The 24656-nt window shown below is 42.6% G+C and carries 13 protein-coding genes; 3 read left to right on the forward strand and 10 right to left on the reverse strand.

Annotated elements, in window-relative coordinates; all coding sequences use genetic code 11:
* Positions 1–127 precede the first annotated feature (127 nt).
* A complete protein-coding gene (locus tag B3600_RS10840; protein WP_286752942.1) occupies positions 128–2881 on the forward strand; it encodes a hybrid sensor histidine kinase/response regulator transcription factor in 2754 nt (917 codons plus the stop codon).
* 30 nt (positions 2882–2911) lie between these two features.
* On the opposite strand, the gene B3600_RS10845 is transcribed toward B3600_RS10840, so the two are convergent.
* The 5 genes from B3600_RS10845 to B3600_RS10865 form a co-directional block, all read right to left on the reverse strand.
* On the reverse strand, positions 2912–3682 hold the full coding sequence (locus B3600_RS10845; protein WP_286752943.1) for an ABC transporter permease: 771 nt from the start codon (positions 3680–3682) through the stop codon (positions 2912–2914).
* Positions 3675–4580, reverse strand: coding sequence for an ABC transporter ATP-binding protein (locus B3600_RS10850; protein ID WP_286752944.1), 906 nt, complete (start codon positions 4578–4580; stop codon positions 3675–3677). The genes B3600_RS10845 and B3600_RS10850 overlap by 8 nt, the downstream gene beginning before the upstream one ends.
* A 5-nt stretch (positions 4581–4585) precedes the next feature.
* Positions 4586–5776, reverse strand: coding sequence for an erythromycin esterase family protein (locus B3600_RS10855; protein ID WP_286752945.1), 1191 nt, complete (start codon positions 5774–5776; stop codon positions 4586–4588).
* Positions 5777–6136: 360 nt separating this feature from the next.
* Positions 6137–7753: a RagB/SusD family nutrient uptake outer membrane protein gene (locus tag B3600_RS10860; protein WP_286752946.1), complete on the reverse strand. Its 1617-nt coding sequence runs from the start codon at positions 7751–7753 to the stop codon at positions 6137–6139.
* Positions 7754–7762: 9 nt separating this feature from the next.
* Complete coding sequence (locus B3600_RS10865) at positions 7763–10876, reverse strand: SusC/RagA family TonB-linked outer membrane protein (RefSeq protein WP_286752947.1); 3114 nt, start codon at positions 10874–10876, stop codon at positions 7763–7765.
* Positions 10877–11199: 323 nt separating this feature from the next.
* Between B3600_RS10865 and B3600_RS10870 the strand changes: the two genes are divergently transcribed.
* Positions 11200–12444, forward strand: a complete 1245-nt coding sequence (locus B3600_RS10870) for a glycoside hydrolase family 71/99-like protein (RefSeq protein ID WP_286752948.1) — start codon at positions 11200–11202, stop codon at positions 12442–12444.
* A gap of 3 nt (positions 12445–12447) precedes the next feature.
* On the forward strand, positions 12448–14934 hold the full coding sequence (locus tag B3600_RS10875) for a glycoside hydrolase family 95 protein (protein WP_286752949.1): 2487 nt from the start codon (positions 12448–12450) through the stop codon (positions 14932–14934).
* A 188-nt stretch (positions 14935–15122) separates the two neighbouring features.
* Here B3600_RS10875 and B3600_RS10880 read toward each other — a convergent pair whose 3' ends face one another.
* From B3600_RS10880 to B3600_RS10900, 5 genes are all read right to left on the reverse strand, one after another.
* Complete coding sequence (locus B3600_RS10880; RefSeq protein WP_286752950.1) at positions 15123–17378, reverse strand: GH92 family glycosyl hydrolase; 2256 nt, start codon at positions 17376–17378, stop codon at positions 15123–15125.
* 97 nt (positions 17379–17475) lie between these two features.
* Complete coding sequence (locus B3600_RS10885; RefSeq protein ID WP_286752951.1) at positions 17476–18456, reverse strand: family 43 glycosylhydrolase; 981 nt, start codon at positions 18454–18456, stop codon at positions 17476–17478.
* A gap of 71 nt (positions 18457–18527) precedes the next feature.
* On the reverse strand, positions 18528–19259 hold the full coding sequence (locus tag B3600_RS10890; protein ID WP_286752952.1) for a DUF3823 domain-containing protein: 732 nt from the start codon (positions 19257–19259) through the stop codon (positions 18528–18530).
* Between the two features lie 10 nt (positions 19260–19269).
* The gene (locus B3600_RS10895) at positions 19270–21243 is read right to left on the reverse strand and encodes a RagB/SusD family nutrient uptake outer membrane protein (RefSeq protein WP_286752954.1); all 1974 of its coding nucleotides are present in this window, start codon (positions 21241–21243) and stop codon (positions 19270–19272) included.
* An 18-nt stretch (positions 21244–21261) separates the two neighbouring features.
* On the reverse strand, positions 21262–24459 hold the full coding sequence (locus B3600_RS10900) for a SusC/RagA family TonB-linked outer membrane protein (RefSeq protein WP_286752955.1): 3198 nt from the start codon (positions 24457–24459) through the stop codon (positions 21262–21264).
* Positions 24460–24656 lie beyond the last annotated feature (197 nt).

Genomic DNA, 24656 nt, shown 5'->3' on the forward strand with positions numbered 1-24656 from the left:
ACAGAAAATTTAGAAAATGATACATTTTTGAAAGTTTCCATATCAGTGTAAAGAATACACTAACAAAGACGAGGTTACCCTAAAAAAACTAAATAATGTATATTCGGATATTGAAGGGAAAAAAATCATGGGAAAATATTTCATTTATGGTGGCATATTGATCCTGCTTCTTTTTTGTGGATGTCAACCAATGGTCCAGAAGAAAAAGCGGATTATTGCTTTTTCACAGTGTATCGGAAATGATGCCTGGCGACAAACCATGCTCGAAGAAATGAAAAGGGAACTTTCCTTCAATCCGGATATTGACTTTCTTTATCGAGATGCCCATGGCGACAATAATGTCCAGATTAATCAAATTCGGGAATTAGTCAAACAGGATATCGATCTTCTGATTGTATCGCCAAATGAGGCCGAGCCCCTTACCCCTATAGTAGATTCGGTATTTCAACGCAATATACCCGTCATCGTAACTGACCGTAAGACATCCTCAGGCCAATATAATGCCTATGTGGGGGCAGACAATCTTGCTATCGGAAAACTGGCGGGCCAGTATAGCCGCACCATTTTACAAAACAATGGTTCGATCGGCCTGGTTACTGGATTATCGGGTACATCCGCCTCCATAGAACGTGAAAAAGGCTTTATGCAGCAAATTGGAGATGCTAAAGGGATTCGAACGAGCGGAATCATTCACGGCGGATGGGAAAAAAACAAAGCTTATTTGGAAACGCGTAAGCATATAGACCAAATGATCCAGAGTGATATCATCTTCACCTTCAATGATCAGATGGCCATGGGGGTAAAAAAAGCATTGGACGAAGCCCAGATCAAAAAGGACATTAAGATAATCGGTGTTGATGCTCTTCCTGGTCCCGGAAATGGCCTTGAACAGATCATACAGGGCAAAATGTTCGCTTCCATACTCTACCCCACTGGCGGAGCCGAAGCCATTCGAACGGCCTTGGCTATCATCAACCACCAAAACTACCGCCGCGAGAATATACTCGCAACCTCTGTCATCGATAAAACCAACGCGGAGTTGCTTGCCCTGCAGTCGGATAAAATAAAGCAACAGCAGCTCGATATAGACAAAAGACAGGAATTCATTACGGAACAGAATAAGATTTACCAAAGTCAAAAGTCGGTTCTTAATGTACTGGTCGTTAGCTTGGTGCTTGCTGTTGTCTTTGGTGGCATTTCTATTATCGTGATCAGGAGCAACTGGGAAAAGAACAAACATCTGGAAATCCAAAATAGTGAGATCCTTGCGCAACAAAAACAGATCGTCGAGATGAACAGTCAGATCCAGCAAGCGGCAGAAATCAAGAATAATTTCTTCACCAACATCTCACATGAATTTAAAACACCACTGACGCTTATTATAGCGCCTATCGAGGACCTTGAATTACGAAAAGACCTGCCAGAAGAAGTCAAAGAACAGTTGTCGCGCGTCAAGCGGAATGCAAAAAAACTACAGCGTTTGGTTACCGACCTCATTGATATCCACCGAATCAGTAAATCAAAAATTAGGCTACATGCGTCTATCGTTTATATCGATCCATTCATCCAGCAGGTAATAGGTAGTTTCAAACCGCTATTTAAGAAAAACAGAATCTCGGTCAGTTATGTCAACAAAACAAGTTTGAAAGAGGTCTGGATGGACGAATACCTCATGGAACAGGTCCTATCCAACTTATTATCCAATGCGATCAAACATACTTCAGCAAGCGGCAGAATTGAAATTATACTAGAAGAAAACAATTTCAAGGACTATTTTTATCTACGCGTATTGGATAATGGTCTGGGAATTGCGCCGGTTGATATTGAGCATATTTTTGATCCTTTTTACCAAGGAGCCGGCAGCCGTAACGGATCCGGAATCGGACTCGCATACAGCAAACAGATCGTCGAACTGCATCATGGCCAGATCACCGTGAGCAGCAAGCCCGGCCATGGATCGATCTTCACCCTCCGCATGCCAATTGGGAATGGTCACTATGAACCTGCTGAACTGACCGGTTTCGACAGTGGAGAAAAACCATTGTTTCAGCAACAAGATCTACTGGACACGACAGCAAAGGTGGTAGACAACAATCTTTCTTTTCGATCCAACAAATCGAAGAGCATTATGATCGTCGAAGATAATGATGAAATCAGAGACTATCTCCGCTCGTTATTGGAACAGGATTACAACCTGTTTCTGGCGAAGGATGCCCAGCAAGCCACTAGTATGATGAAGACACATTTTCCAGACCTGGTGATCACCGATATTATGCTTCCTGATGGAAGCGGACTGGATATTTTGAAAGACATCAAAGCCTTTTATCAGACCGCACATATTCCCGTCATCTTACTGAGTGCACTTGCCAACGAGGAGACCATGCTTGAGGGGAGCAAATTAATGGCCGATGACTATATTACTAAGCCATTCAATGCCGAACTACTGCGGATACGTATTTCAAATATTCTTCAATCGCGTCATCAGCTTAAAGAAAAATATAGCAGCAACGTCGAACAGTTTGAGCGTACTCAAGCCGAACAGGTCAACGATAGCGACAGAAGATTCCTAAACAATCTCTCCGCCATTGTCGAATCCAAGTTATCGGATCAGCGGTTAAGCGTCGACGGGATTGCCAACGACCTCCATCTCTCACGCGTTCAGCTCTATCGTAAGGTGAAACAGCTGCTCGACTGCAGTGTCAATGAGTATATTGTGGAACGAAGATTAAAGAAAGCCAAAAGCCTGATGGCTGAGGGTCTAACCATCAACGAAATATTTAGTAGTGTCGGCTTTTCATCAGCATCTTACTTCGCGTCGGCCTTTAAAAGGAAATATGGACAGTCACCAAGCGCCTATAAAAAAGAACTTGACAAAAAATAGCCGATCAGTGGGGCATGCACAAACGAAACGTTAAAACTGCCCCTTTCGTTTAAATAGATAAAAGCTGATCAATAGAAATACAACAACCATCACCATGTTGCAGTAATCGAGCCGTGCAAATGAGTCATTTTCGGATAGGATGTTCATGACCGCATTATAAGCACCCGTATAGGGTATAAAATCCGAAAAGCTTTTTTGCGCCACCAGCACTGAAAACACCAACATAAACATCCCCACCCCAATCGGGTAAATAAAGCTTCGGAACAATAGACTTAAAGCCAGCTGGATCATCCCAATAGCTGATAAGGTAATGAAAAGCTTCAGAAATGTATAAAAAATCACCTGCCTATAGTCGTAATTCTGGAAACCAAGGACGGGATAAATCAGACTGAGCAGATAGCCGCTGATCAAAAATGCAGCGTACGCAAAAAGAATTGAAAAAAGTAATGTTAGTAGAATAAAGGTCGCTTTGGAAAAGAAAATATTCGATTTACTGATGGGCACAGTAAAGAGTATTTTATAATTGTTATTCTTATACTCCACATCACAGCAAGCATATACGAACAAAGCGACAAGAATGGGATAGAGTAAATAAAAAAATTGAAATACATATCGACCCAATAAGACTTTCCAGGGATTTGGAATGGCGCTGGCACCACCGGAATTGACAATGTCATAGATTATATAAGCGCTAATCGCAAAAATAAGCAGCATAGGTGCGATCAAGACCCCAAAAATTTCCCTGTTACGAAGAAGTTTGTACTTTTCAGACAAAAAAGCAGTATAAAATGTATTAGTCATTTGCACGAGCGATTAGGTTTATAAAAATTTGTTCAAGGTCAGCACCACGGGATTCCAGCCCATAAATAGCAATCTGCTGTTCAACCAAAGATTTGATCACAAAATCAAATTGCTGATCATCACCTATATTGACGATAACATTTTGACCATCGATCTTAACGGTAGAAAAACCTGCATTTTGCAAAATAGAAACTGTTGCAGCAGGATTGGATGTCCGTAAGAACACTTCTCGGTCAACCTGCCCCAGCAGCTCATGCTTAGTTCCTTGGAAAATCATTTTCCCACCTTCTATGATACCAATGTGTGTTGCTATTTTTTCAAGCTCACTCAAAATATGGCTTGAAAGAAAGATCGTTTTACCCTGTTCATTGAGGTGACAAAACAAGTTGCGCATTTCCACAATACCCTGTGGGTCGAGACCATTTAATGGTTCATCCAGAATGAGTAATTGGGGATCATGAAATATCGCCATTGCAATCCCTAACCGCTGTTTCATACCCATAGACAAAGCATTCGTTTTTTTCTTTTTCTCCCGATGAAGATCAACCATTTCCAACACTTCATCAATGCGTTTATTCCCTTTTTTATGAATGATATCCAAATACTTTAAATTTTCAAAAACGGTTAACTTAGTATAATAACAAGGCGATTCGATCAGGTTTCCAACATTCGTATAGATACGTGTTCGATTTGTCCTAAGACTATTTCCCTGAATAAAAATCGCATCTGTCCGGTCCTCCAAAAGACCTAAAAGTAGCTTGATTGTTGTCGATTTTCCGGCTCCATTTCGCCCGAGATAGCCATAAATACCCTTTTCTGGTACCTGCAGACTGATGTTATCCAGGATTGTTTTCGCGCCTATTTTAAAGCTAAGTTGTTTTGTGAGGATACTTTCCATTGGTGTTACCGGTAAATTGGATCTTTATTGATATCGATATAGAAAATGCCGTCGATAAAGTCGTGCCACCTTCTATCTTCATCAATCCCTTGATTGATGACTGAACTAAAATTCTGTTTTAAAATACTATTTTTGGACAACTCCCGAAGATCTAAAAAGAAATAAGGCGATTTGGTAGCATGAAATACATTTTCCACCGCCAACTTACCCACTCTATCGACAACACGGCCAGTTTTATCGTATCGTCCATAGGAAGTAAAGTCCAGGCTATATGCTTGGGCGCCATATTTACGCTTTAGATAAGTCCCAAGCGGCCGATAATCTTTATTGTATGGAGCAGAAAAGCTATGGATATTGGCACACCAGACGATAATCTTTTTGCCGGCGTAAAGCGAATCGATCTGATAGCATAGATTTTCTGCCATCAGGGAATCCCTAAAATGCATGCTCTGCATTGATCCTGATTTATAGCGCCAAGATTTGTCAAAGTTATTTCTCATATCGGACAGGTATCGGCTATAGATCAGGTGCTCATTGTCTTTTACACCCCTGCTGATCACACGGCTCAATGCATCCAATTCTGCTAAAAACTGTTTCTTTTGGTCCGCATCGAGCTGCTTGCTGGCAAAACGTTCATATGTCAGGTATTCCAGTTTGTTTCTATTTTTTTTCAATAAAGGATACTTGGTTGAATCAATCCCATTTTTGACTAAGAAATCTTCTAATAATTTCGCCCGCTTATCAGACAATTCCCTACCCGAAAACTGAATATCAAACCCACCGAGAGAAATAGGATTCTGGGATGTTTTCGTATTTTTATAATAAGTTAAGAGCAGTTGATTTTCCTCATTTTGCCACCAAAAGTCAAATAGACCGATACCGCCGACCGTTTTTACTTGAGACCGACTCGTAGGGGTATCCATCTGTGCATTCATCATCCACATATCATATTGCCCTGCCTCATATAAAACTACGTCATAATCGAGATGCTCATGCAGATAACGGATGAGTCTGGCTTTCGCTTTGAAAGTTTCGCCATCATTGTGCAGCATTTCACCCAACATCAAAATTCTATTATTTTTTAGCGTAGCATCAAAAAAGCGTAGATCCGAAAAATTACTATCGGTCATCAAGATACTTTTGATTTCTTTTTTATGGCGATTCACTTCGGTTAATAATGTTGCATGATTCGCCATGGGCGTATCATTATAGACAAGCTTATTAAACGATAAAATTAAAACTGTAGTTATCGCAAGTGCACATAAAACACCTCTCATGCATTTCAGCTTATATAATTCATAATTGATCTATCTACTGCGTGTCACGCTAAAGTAGAATACATTTTAACATAAGATGATCATTTTTTCTTTTTCCACAAAAAAATTATACAAAAAAAATTAGAAATGCCCTATAACTACAAAAAGGCGGTTAAGTGAGTGTATCACATAACCGCCTTGCTTGCTTGCTTGCTTGCTTGCTTGCTTGCTTGCTTGCTTGCTTGCTTGCTTGCTTGCTTGCTTGCTTGCTTGCTTCGTAAAAAATATAGCAGGAGAAAATTAATACCCTACATTTTGTTTCAACGTTCCTTTACTGTTATCGATTACAGCTTGCGGAATTGGCCACAATTCATTTTTTCCAGCTTTGAACGTTCTATTTTCAGAGAAAAAACGGTCCGTTAGCGACGTGTAAGTAACCTTGCCTGTTTTAGGATCCACCGCACCTTTTGACAGCGCGCCATTGACAGGACCGTTCATCACATCTTTGGCTATTCCCCAACGAATAATATCAAAGCGACGGCGTCCTTCTCCTGCGAATTCTACACGCAGCTCGCGACGAACCAACTCACGCAGTTTGCTCTGACCACTGTAAACTGCTTTATCTACTTTTGGCATCTTTGCGCGTAGACGAACCAGATCGATATTGTCATATACGCTATTATCAATGATCCCCAATTCAATCTTTGCTTCCGCATTTAACAGAAGCATTTCAGCATAACGCATCACAATAATGTTGGTACCCACGTTCCAAATGTTCGCATAACTGCTCGGATTTTGGATGTATTTTTTATAGTTGTAAGCTGTGCTAGATGCATTATCTGGACCAGATGGATAATCTTCCGATTTCGGATCCAATGGATCGAAATATTTACCGTTATACAGTGCTCCTGGGTAAACAATTGTTGCGCCCAGGCGTGGATCTCTTTTTTCATATGGACTGGCAGGGTTATAGGATTTCGACTCGCCAATAGTTTCTCCATCGGCAGTTTCGTAAGCATCTACCAGACTCTGTGTTGGTACAATAGACCCCCATCCGCCCATGGAATTGGGCAGCATAATACCAAGTGAAGTATATCCTTGAATATTTACCAAATATTCGATATTCATCATAACCTCACTGTTGTTTTCATTTGCCTCTTCAAATAGGGTTGCATAATCATCGAATAATTTATAATTAGCCGAAGAGATGATCTCCTGTGTTGTATTGATGACATCCTGATATTTCTTTTCAAAAGCATAACAGCGAGCCAACAAACCAAGGGCGGCACCTTTTGACATCCGCCCGCCTCCCTTAGCAAACGACAAATCTGCTGCAGCTTCTTTCAATTCTTTTTCCACAAATTCCAATACTTCTTTTTGCGTATTTGCAGGCACGAACGAATTTTCTGTGGTCAAAGTTTTCGTAATGATAGGTACTCCCCCAAATAAGGTCGCCATATCAAAATACTTATATGCGCGTATGACGCGTACCTCAGCGGTCAGCCGTTTCTTTTTTTCAGCATTAACCGGCGATTTTTCAATATTTTCAAGGATATAATTAGCACGACGGATATGCTCGTACGTATAGCGTGCCTCTGCGTTTCCAGAGTTTGTCGGTGTTGCCGTCCCATTTCCCAAAGCTTGGAATCCTTCCCAAGGGAAATCACTATTGGAGTTATCCGAAGTACAATCCATGTAAAAGATCTGTGTACCGTCTTCCCAAGCAGATCCTTCGGCCAGCTTACCGTCGCTTCCCCTTGTACCGCTGTACAAACCTGTTACAGCAAAATCGGTTTCTGCTTCCGTTTTCCAAAAATTATCGGCATTATATGCATCCAACGGTTCCTGATCGAGTTTTTGACAAGAGAACAATAAGGTGGCTACGCTCAATGCGATCGTTATATTTCTAAGTTTCATGATTTTCAATTAAAAGTTTACGTTAAGACCAAACACATTTGTTTTCACTTGTGGGTAGTAATTACCTCTAGAATCCGCTGGAGCCTCCGGATCAAATCCTTTAGCAAAACCAGTAAAAGTCAAGAGGTTTTGCCCACTATAGTATACCTTGGCCCCTTTAATACCGATTCTATCCGTAAACGTTTTTGGTAAGGTATAACCGAAGGTAATGTTCTTCAAGCGGACATAACTTGCATTCTGTATCCAAAAATCGGAAGGAGTGCCTGAAGGACTATTTTGTGACCAACTGGTCAATGCCCTCGGCATCGATCCATTTGGATTGGTCTCTGCATTGAAACGATCTGCAAAAATGGTTGTCGGTTTATCAGATCCCGAGATCCCGCCAATGGCTTCACCCCAAAGATAGCCCTGTACTTTAGCGGCCCCTTGGAAGAATAGGCTCAGATCAAAGTTTTTATAACTCATATTGGACGTCAGACCAAAGATGAATTTCGGATCAGGCGAACCTAGATATACACGGTCATTTCCATCGATTTTTTTATCGCCATTCTGATCTTTATAGATAATATCACCAGCACCTACAGTTCCATTTACGCCTTGAATGCCACTGTTTTTGTATTCTTCGTCCGAACGATAGATTCCTGCTGTTTCGTAGCCATAAAACGAACGGATTGGTCGGCCCTGCTCATAGATATAAAAAGTTCCATTAACTTGTGGCTCATCGCTTGCCCATTTTTTGATCTGGTTGTTAATATAAGAACCATTTGCGGCAATGCTATATTTAAAATCACCAATACTATTTTGATAGTTCACTTGGAGCTCAACCCCATTATTTTGTACTTTCCCTGCATTTTGGTAAGGCGCGGGAAGACCATATAAGTTCGATACGGGCAGTTTTAACAACACTCCATCAGTTTTACGGTCAAAGTATTCAAATACAAAGCCCAAATTGTTTTTGAAGTTCAGGTCCAAACCAATGTTAGTACTTGTCGTTGACTCCCATTTCAATATTGGGTTTGCTGATTCAACGATAGCTCCGCCAGAACTAATCTCACCGCCAAAGGAGTAATTATAGCCAGGAGAAATGGTAAATAAGCCTGGATAATAAGCGTCTGAAGAAGGATATGAATTGTCTGATGTTGCCGCTAATTGTTGGTTTCCGAGTTTACCCCAACCACCTCTTAATTTCAATTCTGAAATTACATCAGACAAAGAAGATTCTTTAAAGAAATCTTCCTGAGAAATACGCCATCCTGCTGAGAACGAAGGAAAAGTACTCCAACGATTGCTTCCCAAGAATCGCGATGTCCCGTCACGTCTCACATTGGCTTCCAATAGGTACTTATCCGCAAATGCATAATTGATACGACCGAAGAAAGAGCGTAAAATTAACTTTTTTGCTCCCCCGTCGACTTTCATTCCGTCCTTGCTACCTAAATTCAGTTCCGAAAAATCATTATTCAAAAACCCTTGCGCATAAGCACTGGAGTAATCTGCACGGAATGTTTCATCCATAAAACCGCCTAAGACATTGATTTGATGATTACCAATCTTTTTATCATAGGTCAACAAGGTTTGAAAAGTCAATCGTTCAGATTGAAAGTTGTAAACAGTCAGATTATTCACCCCTTGCTTAGGTCCCAAATCACCGTTCGGTGCATAGTATTGGATGTCTTTGACGAATTTGGAAGACATATTGTCGATCGGTTGAAAGCCAACAACTTGTTTGATCTTCAATCCATCCATAATCTTAAATTCACCGGAGAAATTGACCTGCGTATGTTTATTGATCATATTGTCCTTTGCCTCCAGATCCATCCAAGCGATTGGGTTACCGTCGCTACCACGACCATACACACCATTGCTATATTTGTATGGAATAAAACTAGGAATACGATTTACCTGTCTAAAGATCTGTGCCATGTCACCTGTATAAGGGTTTACGGGTTCGGTAATACGTTGATAGTTATACGCCAGCCCTAAATCAAATCGAAGCCTTGAAGACACTTTTGCCCCCACATTTGTGCGTAAATTATACCGGTCCGAACTCGCTACTTTAATAACACCTTTCTGCCCTAGATAGCCTCCGGAAGCCATATACTGCACATCTTCTGTTCCTCCTGTAACCTGCAAATTATGCGATTGCTGGAAACCTGACCCTTTATACAACAACCCTAACCAATCTGTATTTGGATGACCGTCCGGATCAGATCCATTTTTGAAAAGTTCTAGATCCTGCTGGGAGAAACGCTGCGTCTTCCCTTCATTTTTAAGAGCCTCGTTTAAGATGACAGCATGGTCATAAGAGTTCATATATTCTGGTAGACGTGTTGGATCCTGAATCCCGGCATAGCCCGTATAATTCAATTGCGGTTTGCCACTTCCCCCTTTTTTGGTCGTAATCAGGATAACCCCGTTTGCAGCCTTAGATCCATAAATTGCTGCACTAGGTCCATCCTTCAGTACCGAAACACTTTCAATATCGTTGGGGTTGATGTTATTCATCGAGCTTTCTATTCCATCGACAATAACAAGCGGATTTGCATTATTGATAGTACCTAGGCCACGGATTCGGATCGTACCGTTGTCTTTACCGGGCTGTCCTGAATTTTGAGTAATTGTTACACCCGAAAATTTACCCTGGATCGCTGAGGATACATTTGTAACGGGACGGTCCTGTAGATCCTTTGACGTGATCGCCTGTACCGCACCAGTTAGATTTACTTTCTTTTGTTTGGCAAATCCCACAACAACAACTTCTTCCAAAGCCTCATTGTTACTTTCGAGCTGAATTGACAGGGTCGTCCCTGTAACAGTTACTTCTTTAGTTTTATAGCCAACGCTACTAACAAGCAAAATATCACCGGCTTTCGCTCGAATTGTAAATGTCCCTTTTGCATCTGTCGATGTCGATACCGATGTACCTTTGACCGAAACAGTCGCAGCCGAAAGAGGACCATCTTCTGCGTTTACTTTCCCGGTAACTTGGTTCTGAGTGGCCTCGTTTGCTTTATGTTTAAATGCAATTGGCGTTTCTGCGGCCCACAAACTTTGCGAAGACGCAACAAGAAGAGCAATAGCAAGCAGGCTTACCTTTTGGTTACTTGTAAATTTTGAAATCATAATTAAATAGTTAGTAAAGTTGAGTCTGTCAGTTTAGTATTTGATTGACTGGTTCAGCCCATTAAATTAGAGGGATATTTTATGGGAACAAAAAAACGGTGTCACGAAATCGATTGCGCAAATAACGCAATCGATTGACTTTTGTTTATTGAAATTCACTTTGTCACTTTTTTAGTATATAAAACAATGCAACCGGATGCATCCAAGCCGGAACGCTGTTGTTATATTAAAAACAAATACTTATGTGTTCTATTAATACTTTATTAATGGACTATTAATTGGGCTAATCGATATTTAGCGGGATAACTTAATTATAAATCGATATGACAGCTCAAACGCTCAAATTTCATTTTCTTGGCATCTGCCTACTTTTTTCGGTAGGCCTGCTATTCGCACAAAAACAATACGATTCGTATAACGGCCTCGTCATGGCTGGCTACCAAGGTTGGTTCAATAGTCCTACCGATGGTGCAGACCGCGGATGGTACCATTACCGTGGGAAAAATGGATTCCAACCTGGTTCTACGAATATCGATTTTTGGCCCGACGTCAGCGCATATCAAAAGACCTATGATAGTCCTTTTATGACAAAAGAAGGCAAGCCCGCTAAACTTTATAGCGCTCATGATTATTCATCGGTCAACCTCCATTTCAAATGGATGCAACAATACGGAATCGATGGTGTATTTATGCAGCGATTCGTAAGTGAGATTGCCAACCCCAGTGGTCGCAACCATTTCAATACCGTATTGACTTCGGCTATTCGTTCAGCCAACGAATTTGACCGTGCAATCTGCATCATGTACGACCTTAGTGGTATAAAAGATGGCGACGACAAAATCTTAATGGACGATGTAGCCGCCCTCGAAAAAGAATGGAACCTCAAAAAGCGTGATCGCGCCAAAACTTATCTTTTTCATCATGGTAAACCACTTATTGCCGTTTGGGGTATCGGATTTAACGACGGTCGAAAATATAATCTCAAAACAGCCGAACGTATTGTCAACTATCTCAATCAAAACGGCTATAGCGTACTTCTTGGCGTACCGACTTATTGGCGTGAATTGCGCCAGGATACCGAATCCGATCCATTTTTACATGAACTCATCAAAAAATCAGCTATCATTATGCCTTGGTTTGTCGGTCGATATAATCAGGTCGGATTCGATGAGTTCAAATCACTGATCAAAGATGATATGGACTGGTGCAAACAGTACAAAATCGATTATGCACCACTTTGCTTTCCCGGATTCTCCTGGACTAACATGACGGGTAGCTCCCGTGCCTTTGTCCCACGTGATTCCGGAAATTTCTTGTGGAAACAATTACAGTATAATCTTTCAATTGGTGCCCAAATGCTCTACATCGCCATGTTTGATGAAGTCGATGAAGGTACCGCTATATTCAAGACACTCCATCAAAAAGATGTTCCTCGCAATGGAACAGGCTCATTTGTCGGTATTGAAGATAATCTTCCAAATGATCATTATCTTTGGTTAACCGGGCAGGCAAGCAAATACCTAAAAACCAAAACCTCAGCCCCTGTCAAACAACCAAAAAGAAACTAAAAGATGAAAATAAAAACGCTCTTATACTGTGCACTGCTACTGATGAGCAATACAATCGTTGAGGCACAGCAGTCCAATAAAACAACAGATGCTCCTGCTAGTCTGCGGCAACAAAAGATCACGCAATTCTGGACAGATCGCACACAGATTCAGTCAGTCGCTAGTCTGTCGGTTGCCCCTTTATCTTTATACTACACACGCCCTGCAGGGGTTTGGGAGGAAGCCTTACCGCTCGGTAATGGTCAGTTCGGTGCCATGGTTTTTGGTGGTGTAGCCGATGAACGCATCCAGCTGAACGAAAGTACGCTTTGGGCCGGTCATCCGCAGGATCCCAATAACCCCAATGGGCAAAGGTATCTGCCCCGCATACAACAACTTCTTTTTGAAGGTAAAAATAAGGAAGCCATTGACCTTGCGGACAGCACCTTAATGGGCCAACCAAAAAACATCAAGCCTTATCAGTCGCTTGGCGAACTGTGGTTGGATATGCCTCATCTAAAAGCTGAGCAGTATCAGCGCTCACTTGATCTCCAAAGCGCATTGCAACAAACAAGCTATGTATACAATGGTATCAAGTATATTCGCGAGTCTTTTATTTCAGCTCCTGCCAACGCAATGGTCATCCATTATTCAGCAGGTAAAAAACAAGGTTTGGATCTCAATTTCACATGGAAAAGAGCCCAAGATTTCAGCTGCAGCACTGACCCAGCCGATCCTACACAATTGCTACTTCAGGGGCAGATTGGCCAATCTGCTCACACCAATGAGCGCGGAACAAAGTTTGCCGCCATTGCAAAAGTGGTCTTGAAAGGCGGTAAACTCGTCAATGCCGACGGCCGCGTATCGATTACCGGAGCAGATGAAATTACTATACTCATTACCGCTGCTACAGATTATCCCGGACTGAAAAATATCGCCTATCCACAAACCCCAGCGCATACTGATCCGCTTGCGAGCTGCTACAATGTAATCACTAGCCTGAAAAAACAGGGTTATCAGCAGTTAAAACAGGCCCATATTGAAGATTATCAACAGTATTTCAATAGGGTCAAGTTGAATCTTCCAGATCAAGAACACGATAAACTCGCAAAACTATCGACTGATTCGCTCGTTCGGCTAACAAAAGGATTGCAAAGAGTACCTAATACCTTAATCAACAAATTCTTTCAGTTCGGTCGTTACCTTTTAATTAGCAGTTCCCGTCCAGGACATATGCCGGCAAATTTGCAGGGACTATGGGCTTGGCAGATGGATCCACCTTGGAATGCTGATTTTCATACTAATATTAATTTGCAAATGAACTATTGGCCTGCCGAGGTAACCAATCTGTCTGAATTGCATACCCCGCTATTTGACCTGACTAAGACCTTAATCCCTTTTGGTGAGCGTACCGCAAGTAAGCTCTATGGAGCCAAAGGCTGGGTGGTACATCATCTCACCGATGCCTGGGGATATACTGCCCCAGCTGATGGTGTACAGGGTATTTGGCCCATGGGGTCGGCCTGGATGGCGCAGCACCCCTGGGAACACTACAACTATACAGGCGACCGGGAATTTTTAAAAGTCCAAGCTTATCCTATTATGAAAGGAGCAGCTGAATTTATTCTGGACTTTATGGTCAAAATACCGCAAGGTAAATCATTCGCCGGTTATTGGACCACCAACCCCTCACATTCTCCTGAGAATAGTTTTATCCTACCATCAGGTGAAATTTCCAGTTTTACCTATGGGGCCACCATGGATACTCAGATTATCCGCGACCTCCTACAAAACTGTGTAGAAGCAACAAAGCTTTTAGATTGCGATCCTGATTTCAGAAAACGCTGCAAAGCTGCCTTAACAAAACTGATCCCGACACAGGTTAGCAAAGAGACAGGCCGCATTATGGAATGGATCGAAGATTACAAGGAGACGGAGTTAAATCATAGGCATACATCCCATTTATTTGGCCTACATCCCAGCAACCAAATTTCAATCGTCAATACGCCCGAACTAGCCGAAGCTGCAAAAAAGACGCTATTAAGTCGGGGCGATCATGGTACAGGTTGGAGCCTGGCCTGGAAAATCAATATGTGGAATAGATTACATGACGGAGAGCATGCCTACCGCTTATTGTATAACCTGATCAGTGATAAGACACTGCCCAATCTGTTCGATAATCACCCACCCTTCCAGATTGACGGGAACTTTGGCGCGACCGCAGCGATTGCCGAAATGCTGCTGCAAAGCCAGGTCAGGGACAAAAATAACAATTACCTCATCGAGCTGCTCCCCGCTTTAAGCCACAACATGGATCAGGGAAGCGTAACCGGACTCAAAGCAAGAGGAAATCGTACGGTGAATATACAGTGGGAAAACGGTAAGCTTAAGAAAGCTGAAATCCTACCCAGCGGTACTGGTCCAATCTGTATCAGTTATGCTGGTAAACAGATCGAACGACATGGAACAAAAGGTACAGCAGTCTTGATTACCCCCGAAATGTTTCAATAAGTATGCATTCATCCATTGTTGAGCTGCTTGCCACATTTTGTTCATTCGATTTAACGTAACGAAAATTCCTAGCCCGAATAGACCATAGAAAACAGCTGTATATAAACAAAAGCCCTGTTGATCGATGATCAACAGCGCTTTTTACCTTTTTTACTTTCTGACATACGCATGCTGGTAAGCAAGCTTTGTTAGTTTCCCCAATTGCGATTTGCACTATCCCCCATCACAAACTCCAAGGTACCACCTTTCAACACATCGGCATGGGTCAACTGTGGAACGTTCAGTGGCTGTCCATTTAATTTCGCCGACTGAATGTATTTATTTTTTGCAGATGCATTCTTGCCGATAATAACAAAAGATTTGCCATTAAGAAGCTGTATGCTCACCTTCTGGAAAAATGGAGATCCGATGCTGTAGGAAGTCGAACCCGGTGTCACAGGATAGAAGCCCATTTGGGAAAATACCACAAAAGCCGACATACCACCACCGTCTTCATCACCTGGCACACCCATTAGGTCGTTTCTAAACCATTCACCGATCAGCTTATGTATCCGTTTCTGTGTCATCCAAGGTTGTCCGGCGTAATTGTAGAGATAAGGAATATGCAAAGCCGGCTCATTCGCCATGGAAAATTGTCCAACATTACCTGTATGATCTGGAAGCTGCGCATAAAAATCAAATTTTGACCGACCCAAAGGCTGCTGGAACATCTCATCGAGATACTTGACAAACAATTCATTCCCACCCATCAATTTGATCAGATCCGGAATGTTGTGTTGTACATCCCAGCGATAGATCCAGGCATTGTTTTCACCATAATACTCCCGTGCTCCCTGTCCACCAGAAAACACATAGTCAAAAGGCATGATAAAATTTCCCTTGTCATCTTTGGGATGGAAAAATTTGGTCTGCTCGTTGAAAAGATTTCTATAATTGAAAGATTGCTTCATAAATAACTCATAGTCAGCCTGAATACCCAATTCTTGCGCAAGCTGTGCCAAGCACCATAAATCGTAAGAGGTACCCAAGGTTACTGCGACCGGTTGTCTCCGTTCAAAACCGTTTACTTCGGGTATGGTTTCTTTTTCACCTGGATACAATGCTGGGATATAGCCTTTCTCCTTAAAAAATTCGTCTAGTTTTCCTGCGGCCTTACCGGACCATGGAGCCAAAGTCTTTTCTGTAATTGCACCTTTTGCAGCCAGATACGCTTTCTTGATATCAAAATTGCGCACTCCTTTGCGATAAGCATCCAATAAAGTTGCTACACCATGATTGGAATTCATCCGTCTACTATCGCCGGTAATCTCAGGGAAAGTAGGCAACCATGGCTGCTCCATTTGCTCGGACATCCGGACAAAAGAATTGAGGATCATGGACTCTGTGTTGGGATCCAAGAGTACCCGTAATGGGTGATGTGCCCGGTAAGAGTCCCAGATCCAGTCATCTGTAAAAAAAGGTTTACCTTCGTCCTGATGTACCTTTCCGTCGAACGCGCTGTAATAGCGACCATCTTCAGAAATGTTGACAGGCCTTTCGTAAGTGCGGTACAAAGACGTATAAAACACATGCTTATTGGACTCATTGTCGCCTTCTACAGCAATTTTACCTAAAGCATCGTTCCATATTTTACGTCCTTTTTCGGCCAGCTTCTTTTGGTCAAAGTCGCTGATTTCACGCTTCAAATTGGCTTTTGCTTGTGCCGCATCAATAAATGAAACACCATATTTCATACGTAAGCTAGTCCCTGCTTGATTAAACTCCAGTACCAGACAAGAATTCTTACCAGCAGCTTCAGTGGCATTTTCCAATTGTTGGCCTTGCAGTCGCTTCACGGCAACAGGTTTGGATTCGGGAACGGCATAAATATACACATGCGTGCCATTACCAATATCCTGCATACCCGAAAGTCCCTGACCGTCCCATTGAAGTTTCCCCTCCTGTGAATTGAACTGCAGGTATTTTGTCGAAGTTGACGGAAAAGTAAAGGTATACATCCCCGACTGATGCGACAACGCGTAGTCTACCTGAATATTCTCTTGATCCAATAACACGGAATACGCATACGGATGAATTTCCTCCTGATCGTAACTGTACAATTGTACCGGTTTCAAACCGCTTGGCAATTTTACCATTGGGCTAAGGTTGAAAGCCGATCTTCCACGATGGCTGGTAACGATAAGCGGCAGACCAAACAGACGATCTGAAGTATAGTCTCCCCGCTCAGGATAAACGCGCAAAAGGCTGTTTGGCAAGTGAACCGTTGGGTAGGTTGGTACCAATAAATGACTGATGTTTCCCATGTATGGATTAACATAATCAACATAATCTTTCGTCATTCTAGCTTGGGAAAAACCTTTTAGCATACTGACCGAAAGAAGAGAACAGCAACATATTGTGCGTAACAATGTATTGGTTTTACGTTTGATATTCTTCGTTAGCATTTTAAACAATTAAGTGTTCGATGGTTTAAGGGCGGAACAGTTGTTCCGCCCTTAAAGTTAATTTTTTTTGGCAACATATCGTCTTCGTGCCCATCGATTATTTAGGACCTGTCAGTAAGCCAGTCTGCTTTACCTTCTTGATACTGCCGTCCTTATTGTACTCTAAACGGTCTACGCAGATAGAGCGAAGCCAATCGTTGAATTCGCCATTTTTTTGTGACAATTCACTATTATGATAAAAAGCATACCATTTACCTTTAAACTTCACGATCGAACCGTGGTTGGTGTAGCTATTCGTCGGATCCATATAGATGCCCATCGATTTCCATGGTCCCATTGGACTGTCACTTACCGCATAACGCATACGGTTATCCCCTTTCACTCCATCTTTCCAGTTCTCATCGTGATTGTCAGAATAGGACAGATAATATTTTCCATTATACTTGTGTACCCATGAGGCTTCGTGAAAATCTTCTAAGCCTTCCATCTTTTGCAGTTCACCGTCGATCTCCATCATATTGTCTTTGAGCTTCCCGGCTTTACAGACACCGCCGCCGCCCTGATAAAAATAAGCCTGCCCATCATCATCGATAAAGATATGTGGATCAATAAGTGCTTCGGCCCCTTTTACATAGCCTTGTACCACAAAATCCTTTGTTGGTGATTTACTTGTAGCCACACCGATTTTCCAGGTCTTATTCCACTCCGTACCACTTGGATGTGGAAAATAAAAATAGTAGGTACCATTTTTATACACACAGTCAGGAGCCCACATAAATCCACCTTCTTTTCTACCCCAAGGGACTTGTGAGGCGCGTAATATTTCGCCATGATCGGTCCATGTTTTCATATCCGTAGTCGAAAACACATGATACTGATCCATCAGATCACATCCTTGAGGCGGAGCAATGTCATGTGAAGCGTACACATACAGGCGGCCATCGGCCCATACCCGTGCCGAAGGGTCTGCGGTATACATATGTTTGATAAATGGATTATCTTGCGCCTGCAAGTGTGTGGCAAAAAATAATGTCATGCCCAATAGGCATTTGGAACCAGCTTTAATAAATTGTTTCATCCGATAATTATTTAGTATTGAGTAGTAATAGTAGCGGGCACCAAGTCCCGCTTATTGTTTAGATTCTTTGCTTAGGGTACCTTAATTGCTTCCACGGCTGAATAGTTGAATTTTTCGTAGGTGTCGCGGACTTTTGCCCCCATCCGTACATAATAGGTGTACCCTGATTTCAATGGAATATCCTTGATCGTATAGGTTTCCTTCCCTTCTCCGGTCTGCATATTGCCGATATTTTCCCAATTTTGGTTAATCAATGCGCGATATTCATCCTTATAATACGCATCAATGCGATTGCCAGCCCCACAATATGGTGTCAAGCTTAAGAATGGGCGAACTTCGATCACTTGTGGCAATCCACCGGTAATAGGCGCGGCAAGCGTACAGGAGATTTCCAGTTTATTTTCCGCTTTTAAGGTCCACTTCACATTTTTGATCTGCAGATAGGGCGTCACCTCAAAGTTTTGCTCTGCATTGGCCCCCAACTGATAACCTTCGATCTTCTGTGCTGGCCAAAATGCCCCACCATAAGGCTGCAGCGTATACGTCGCCTGAAAGAGTTTTGTATGATTATACGATCCGTCCTGCTTGACAGCAATATCCTGCGGTGCAGGATTGTCGCTCCAGCTAGTTTCCAGCAAACGGATACTAAATTCGCCCTGTCCTGTCATGAAGGGTTTACTGGTTAGCTTATCAATGACCTGCCCTTTCATACTCGCATTCGGGCCATCGTAATTATCTGTTTTCGAACAGGCATTTAAAAATAACAGGCCTGTCAATGCTGTCAATAAATATATTGTTCTCATTTCTGCTCAATTAGTAAATAGGGTTCTGTGGATATAGATTAGGGTTTTTGTTCAGTTCTCCTCCCGGAATAGGTTCGTAGTACCATTTCTTTTCAAAGTTGAACGTCTTGTTCCAAGGTTCCTTTTCGCGAATAAAAATAAAGGAGTTAATCCGTTCACCGCCCGGAGCATATTTCAGTTCATCCAATACGAGGTAAGGCATCAGCGAATTGGGCACAAAGTTGTTGAGCTCCACATCAGCAATGCGCCATCTCCGCATATCCCACCAATGGTGATTTTCAAAGCACAATTCACGTTCGCGTTCCTCGCGTATAAATTGCAGATTTCCATCCAAGGGATAACCATACTTACCGGAGAGGTTTGCCGACGCGGCCGTGTAGAGATAAGGCTTAGCACCTGCGCGATTACGGACCTGCGCGATGTATTGGAATGCTTCCTGTTTTAGTGTTTCATCGTTTTTGATCAGACCAAGTTCATAAGCCGCTTCAGCCTTGTTCAAAAGTATCTCTGCAAGCCTAAAGACCTTCCAGGGCTGTGTACTGTTATACAATTTCACATCCTTGGTAGACATTTTATAGTTGATGTATTTACGGATATAAAAACCTGTTCGCGTATTGTTGGCATGTCCATCTTTCCACATGCCATGTTCGCCCGTTATGTTGATCTTCGTGCCATTGTAATCAAAGAGGCTATTCTTGGGTCCAGCCAGGATACGATTTGACTCGCTATTTATAGCAGCGGTACCGGCGCCCATCTGTGCATCAGCAGCCTTACCGGGAAAGGTTTTATAGAGTCCACGCTGAATATCAAAACTCCGCCTTTCGGCGCCTTCGCGCAATTCCATTCCCGAGAAGTAAAATGTGGCCCGCTGACGAGGTTCCAAATCGGCATAAAGCTGTTTACGGTCTGTATAGCGTATTGGCTTTCCACCGGCATCCGTGATTGGAAGCTCACCGAACAATTCTACGACATTCAATACGGGATATGCCGCAGACTCATTGTCACTTGAAAAGGTCGGATTGGGTAGGTGCGTGGCGTCATAGCTATGTTTAAGACGATTGTTGTGCGGTGCAGTGAGACTATATTCCTTGATCAGAATATCCTCGGGGCTATCTAAGTCCAAAAACAAATTCACATAGTTTAGTTCCTTATCCTGGGCATTCTTATTATACAAACTGTATGGCCCTGCCAATACGGTTGTTGCAGCATCATAAGCCTGTTTGAAGAACCATTCCGCTTCTTCCTTTTTGACACCCACCAACTGCTTGTCCGTGGCGTCGCCGGACAGATTACTATACGAGCTATATTTAGCAATGCTACCGGCATATAACATGGCGCGGGAAAGTAATGCCGCGGCCACATATTTATTGGCGCGGCCCCGCTCGCTGCTTCCAGACATCATAGAAATTGCCACCTGCAAGTCTTCATTGATAAAATGATAGACCTCAGATTCTTTATTTCTACTAACCAAGAGTTGTTCTTTATCAGCGGTAGGATCCTGCACATCTTTTATAATAGGTACCCCGCCGTAACGCTTAACCAAAGCAAAATAATAGAAAGCCCGTAGGAAATGAGCTTCCCCAAAGATCTGATTGTACCCCTGTTCGGTATAATTGGCTTTGTATTTAGGTAGTCCTGCAATCAGGGTATTGACATTCCGAATGCGATCATATGGCCAGTAACCAAAGCCCTGTGCCCCAGCTATCCCCCAAAATTGTCCGGTCATCTCGCCGCTCATAGCCGCAAGCGTTTCCGAATTTTGCCAATAATTGTCCCATCTAAATCCTCTTTCTGGATGGTATACAAAGTCTTCTATGGGCAGATAGCTGTACATTCCGGCGACATATTTACGTGCTCCGGCCTCATTTCCAAAAAGCGCATCTTCACCCAATACTCCTAATGGATCCAAATCCATCTTTTTACAGGATTGCATACCCGAGCACAGAAAAAGGCCAATGATTGCTATAGCGATTGATTTTTTCATGTTTTGTTCGTTTTGAGATTAAAATTTAATGGATGCTCCAATGTTGTAGGTTTTATTGATGGGATATTTGTACACATCAATATCGCCCGATGAAGAACCTCCGGCAGATCCTGGATGCTCAGGATCGGTATATTTGAGACCTGTCCATGTCAACAGGTTATAAGCACTCGTATAGATCCTAAGATTCTTTATTTTTAATGTCTTCAACCATTGTTGCGGGAGAGAATAACCCAGTTCTAAGGTTTTCAGTCGCAGATAGGAGGCATTTTGAACTGCCCGGGTTCCTTCGGCCATGGCTGAGCCAGTAGAAGGATAATATCCAGCAAGCCATTGTGTGCTTGGGTTAAATAGATCGGCACCGGCATCAACTGGTCTCCAGCGATCCAAAAACTGCGTCAAAGCACCACCGTCAAACTGCAGTGGTCCTGCCAGTACCTCACTATACTGTACATACACTTTTGCTGCACCCTGAAAATTCATCGCCAGATCCAGACCACGCCACGATCCTCCTAAGGTAAAACCATAGTTGATCAAAGGCATATTGTACGTTGCAATAGGATGATTGTCGGCATCGTTGATCACTCCATCGCCGTTCCAGTCCTGATAGTAATAATCACCAGGCAATGTGCCGCTGCTTACCAATGTTGGGTGGTTATAAATCTGTTCATACGATCCAAACTGTCCGGCGTACTCCTTGCCCCACCAGATATCCTTATTACGATTAGAATAGCGGTTACGCCAGTTGTCGTACGAATTACCCGCTTTTGATTCTACGCGGTTTACAAATTGACTCTTGGTAGAAGAGACCTGCGCATTGATAAAGTAACTGAAATCATTGATCTTATTACGATGGGTCAAAGAGAGCTCATAGCCAAAAGTGCGATCGCTTTCCAGATTTTCCTGCGGTAGGTTGGCGCCAACGGTACCGGGGATCAAATCAAGGCTTGTTGCCAGGAGACCCGAACGATTACGATTAAAATAATCAAAAGTCAAGCCCAGCTTACCGTTCCATAGATCCATATCCAAACCAACATCAGCAGTTTTGGAAGTATACCAAGTGAGATTAGGATTAGGAATTGCTGTAGGCAGGGCCCCATTCACGAGGTTTCCACCAAAGATCCATCCTGTTTCATTGGGTTCAAGTGCATAACCGACAATAGTTGAAGAGTAATTACCTGCCGAACGGTCATCCCCCAACTTACCGTAGGATGCTCTTATTTTTAAGTTATTAATGAAACTGTAGTTATTTTTAATAAAGCTCTCCTCACTAATACGCCAGCCCACCGAGGCTGCCGGGAAAAATCCCCAGCGCGATTCTTTTGGAAATTTAGATGAACCATCATAGCGGAAACTAAATTCCGCGATGTATTTGCCCAAATAATCGTAATTGAACTTGCCGACCAAACCTCGTGCTGTACGTTCGCCAATACCTTCCATATTTGCCAATTGGTTCTTGTCCTCACCGGCAAATAGATATTCCGAATTAACCATGATCTCCCGCTGTGCATAGAAGCTGTCCCATTTGTTATATTCTTCGACAAAAAGCAACAAACCGGAGACCTGATGTTTTTCGGCAAAACGACGGTTATAATTCAACGAGAATTGCATCAGGGAATGCGTATCCGGGTAAGAACTCCGTCTCACGGTGGTAGGTGCATTTTTCTCGTGTGCATTATACTTTTCCGGAGTTATAATCTGGCCGTTACCATCATAGACCGGTGGTGTATAGCTATATAAAAAATAGGATTTTTTGAAGTCCGTGTTGTCACTGTACTTAAAATCATAATTATAGGTTGCCTTTGCATTTAAACCTTCCACAAAGGGCACCTTATAATCTAAAGCAATAATACCGTTGAATTGCTTACGCAAAAATTTACGATAGCCAGTCTGTTTGGAATCCGTTACCACGACAGGATTTTCGTTATCGATCATCTCAAAATTCGGATATAGGGGATTGTCATTAACATAAATCGGCACGATAGGTCTTTGTCGCCAGGCCTGTTTGTAGACGGCCCAGATATCGGTCCGTGGTTGGTTGGTCTCATCAGCATAACCGCCCAGATCCAAGGATGCTTTCAGACGATCCGTAATCTGCGCATCGATGTTGGATCGGAAATTCCAGCGATTATAGTTGAGACTCTTACTTTTGTAGGCTCCCATCTGGTCCATATGGCCCAGGTTGAAGAAATAATTAACTTTCTTGCCACCACCGTTGATGGACAGATTGTGCTGGTATTGTGGTGATACTTTGTCAAATGCCGCATCTACATAATTGGATGTCTTTTTTGTGCCGTTCTGATACGCTTCAAAATCTGCTGCCCCAAAAATATTAGGCATCTTCGCCGGATAATTGCTATTAAAATCGCGACCTATCTGTTCATTTTTAAGCTGCATATAAGCAAGGGCATCCACCGTATTGGGAACATAAAGAAACTTTTGCCAGGCACGATTATAGGAATAGTTTATTTCAAAGTTTCCATCTTCATTACTTCCGCGACGGGTGGCGACCAAAAGAACACCATTCGCCGAGCGCACACCGTATACAGCTGCTGAAGCGTCCTTTAATACGGATACACTTTCGATTTCATTGGCATCCATGCGTGACAAATAATCTTTGTCCCTGGGAATTCCGTCCACTACAATCAAAGGCTCACCCATTCCGCGGATGTCGATATTTGATTCAAACGATCCCGGTTGGCTCGACTGTTGGCTGATACGGACACCGGGCATCTTACCGGCTAACATATTGACCACATTTTCATTTTTTGTTACTGTGATTTCTTTATTGTTCACCGATGATATCGCCCCTGTTAACGAAGCCTTTTTCTGCGTGCCATACCCCACAACCACGACCTCTTCCAAGCTTGTATTATCTTCGTTGAGCAACACATCCATGAGGCGTTGTTGCCCAACGATCATTTCAGTCTTGCGGTAACCGACAAAAGTGATCACCAGTTTATCTCCCGGCGATGCGCTAATCTTGAAGCGTCCCTGACCATCAGACGATGTTGTCTGCCCGGTACGGAGGTCTGTAATGGAAGCCCCAGCGATCGGCTTATCATTTGAAGTCTGCACTTTACCTTCGATCTGCTGTTGCTGCGCGATGGTTGCCATTGGAGACAATAGCAGCAGCGAGGACAATGCCCACTGCCAAGGGTAACTACGGAGCTTGTTCCACGGCAGTGGCCTTTCATTAAAAATGAAGTTTGTTTTCATGTATTGTTTTAAATTGGTTATTGAATGATGTATTAGGTTTATGTATTTAGGGAGGACCTGTTTGCTACAAACAGTCCATTACCGCTATTCCCTAGGGAAGAGCTGAAGATAATTTTTCGCTTTCATTTGATTGGTTATTAAGTATGAAAACGAATATATTGGCGAGGGGTATAATAGAAGATTAACAGAAGATTAAC

This window comes from Sphingobacterium sp. UBA2480 (genome assembly GCF_002341965.1).
GTDB classification, from domain to species: Bacteria; Bacteroidota; Bacteroidia; order Sphingobacteriales; family Sphingobacteriaceae; genus Sphingobacterium; species Sphingobacterium multivorum.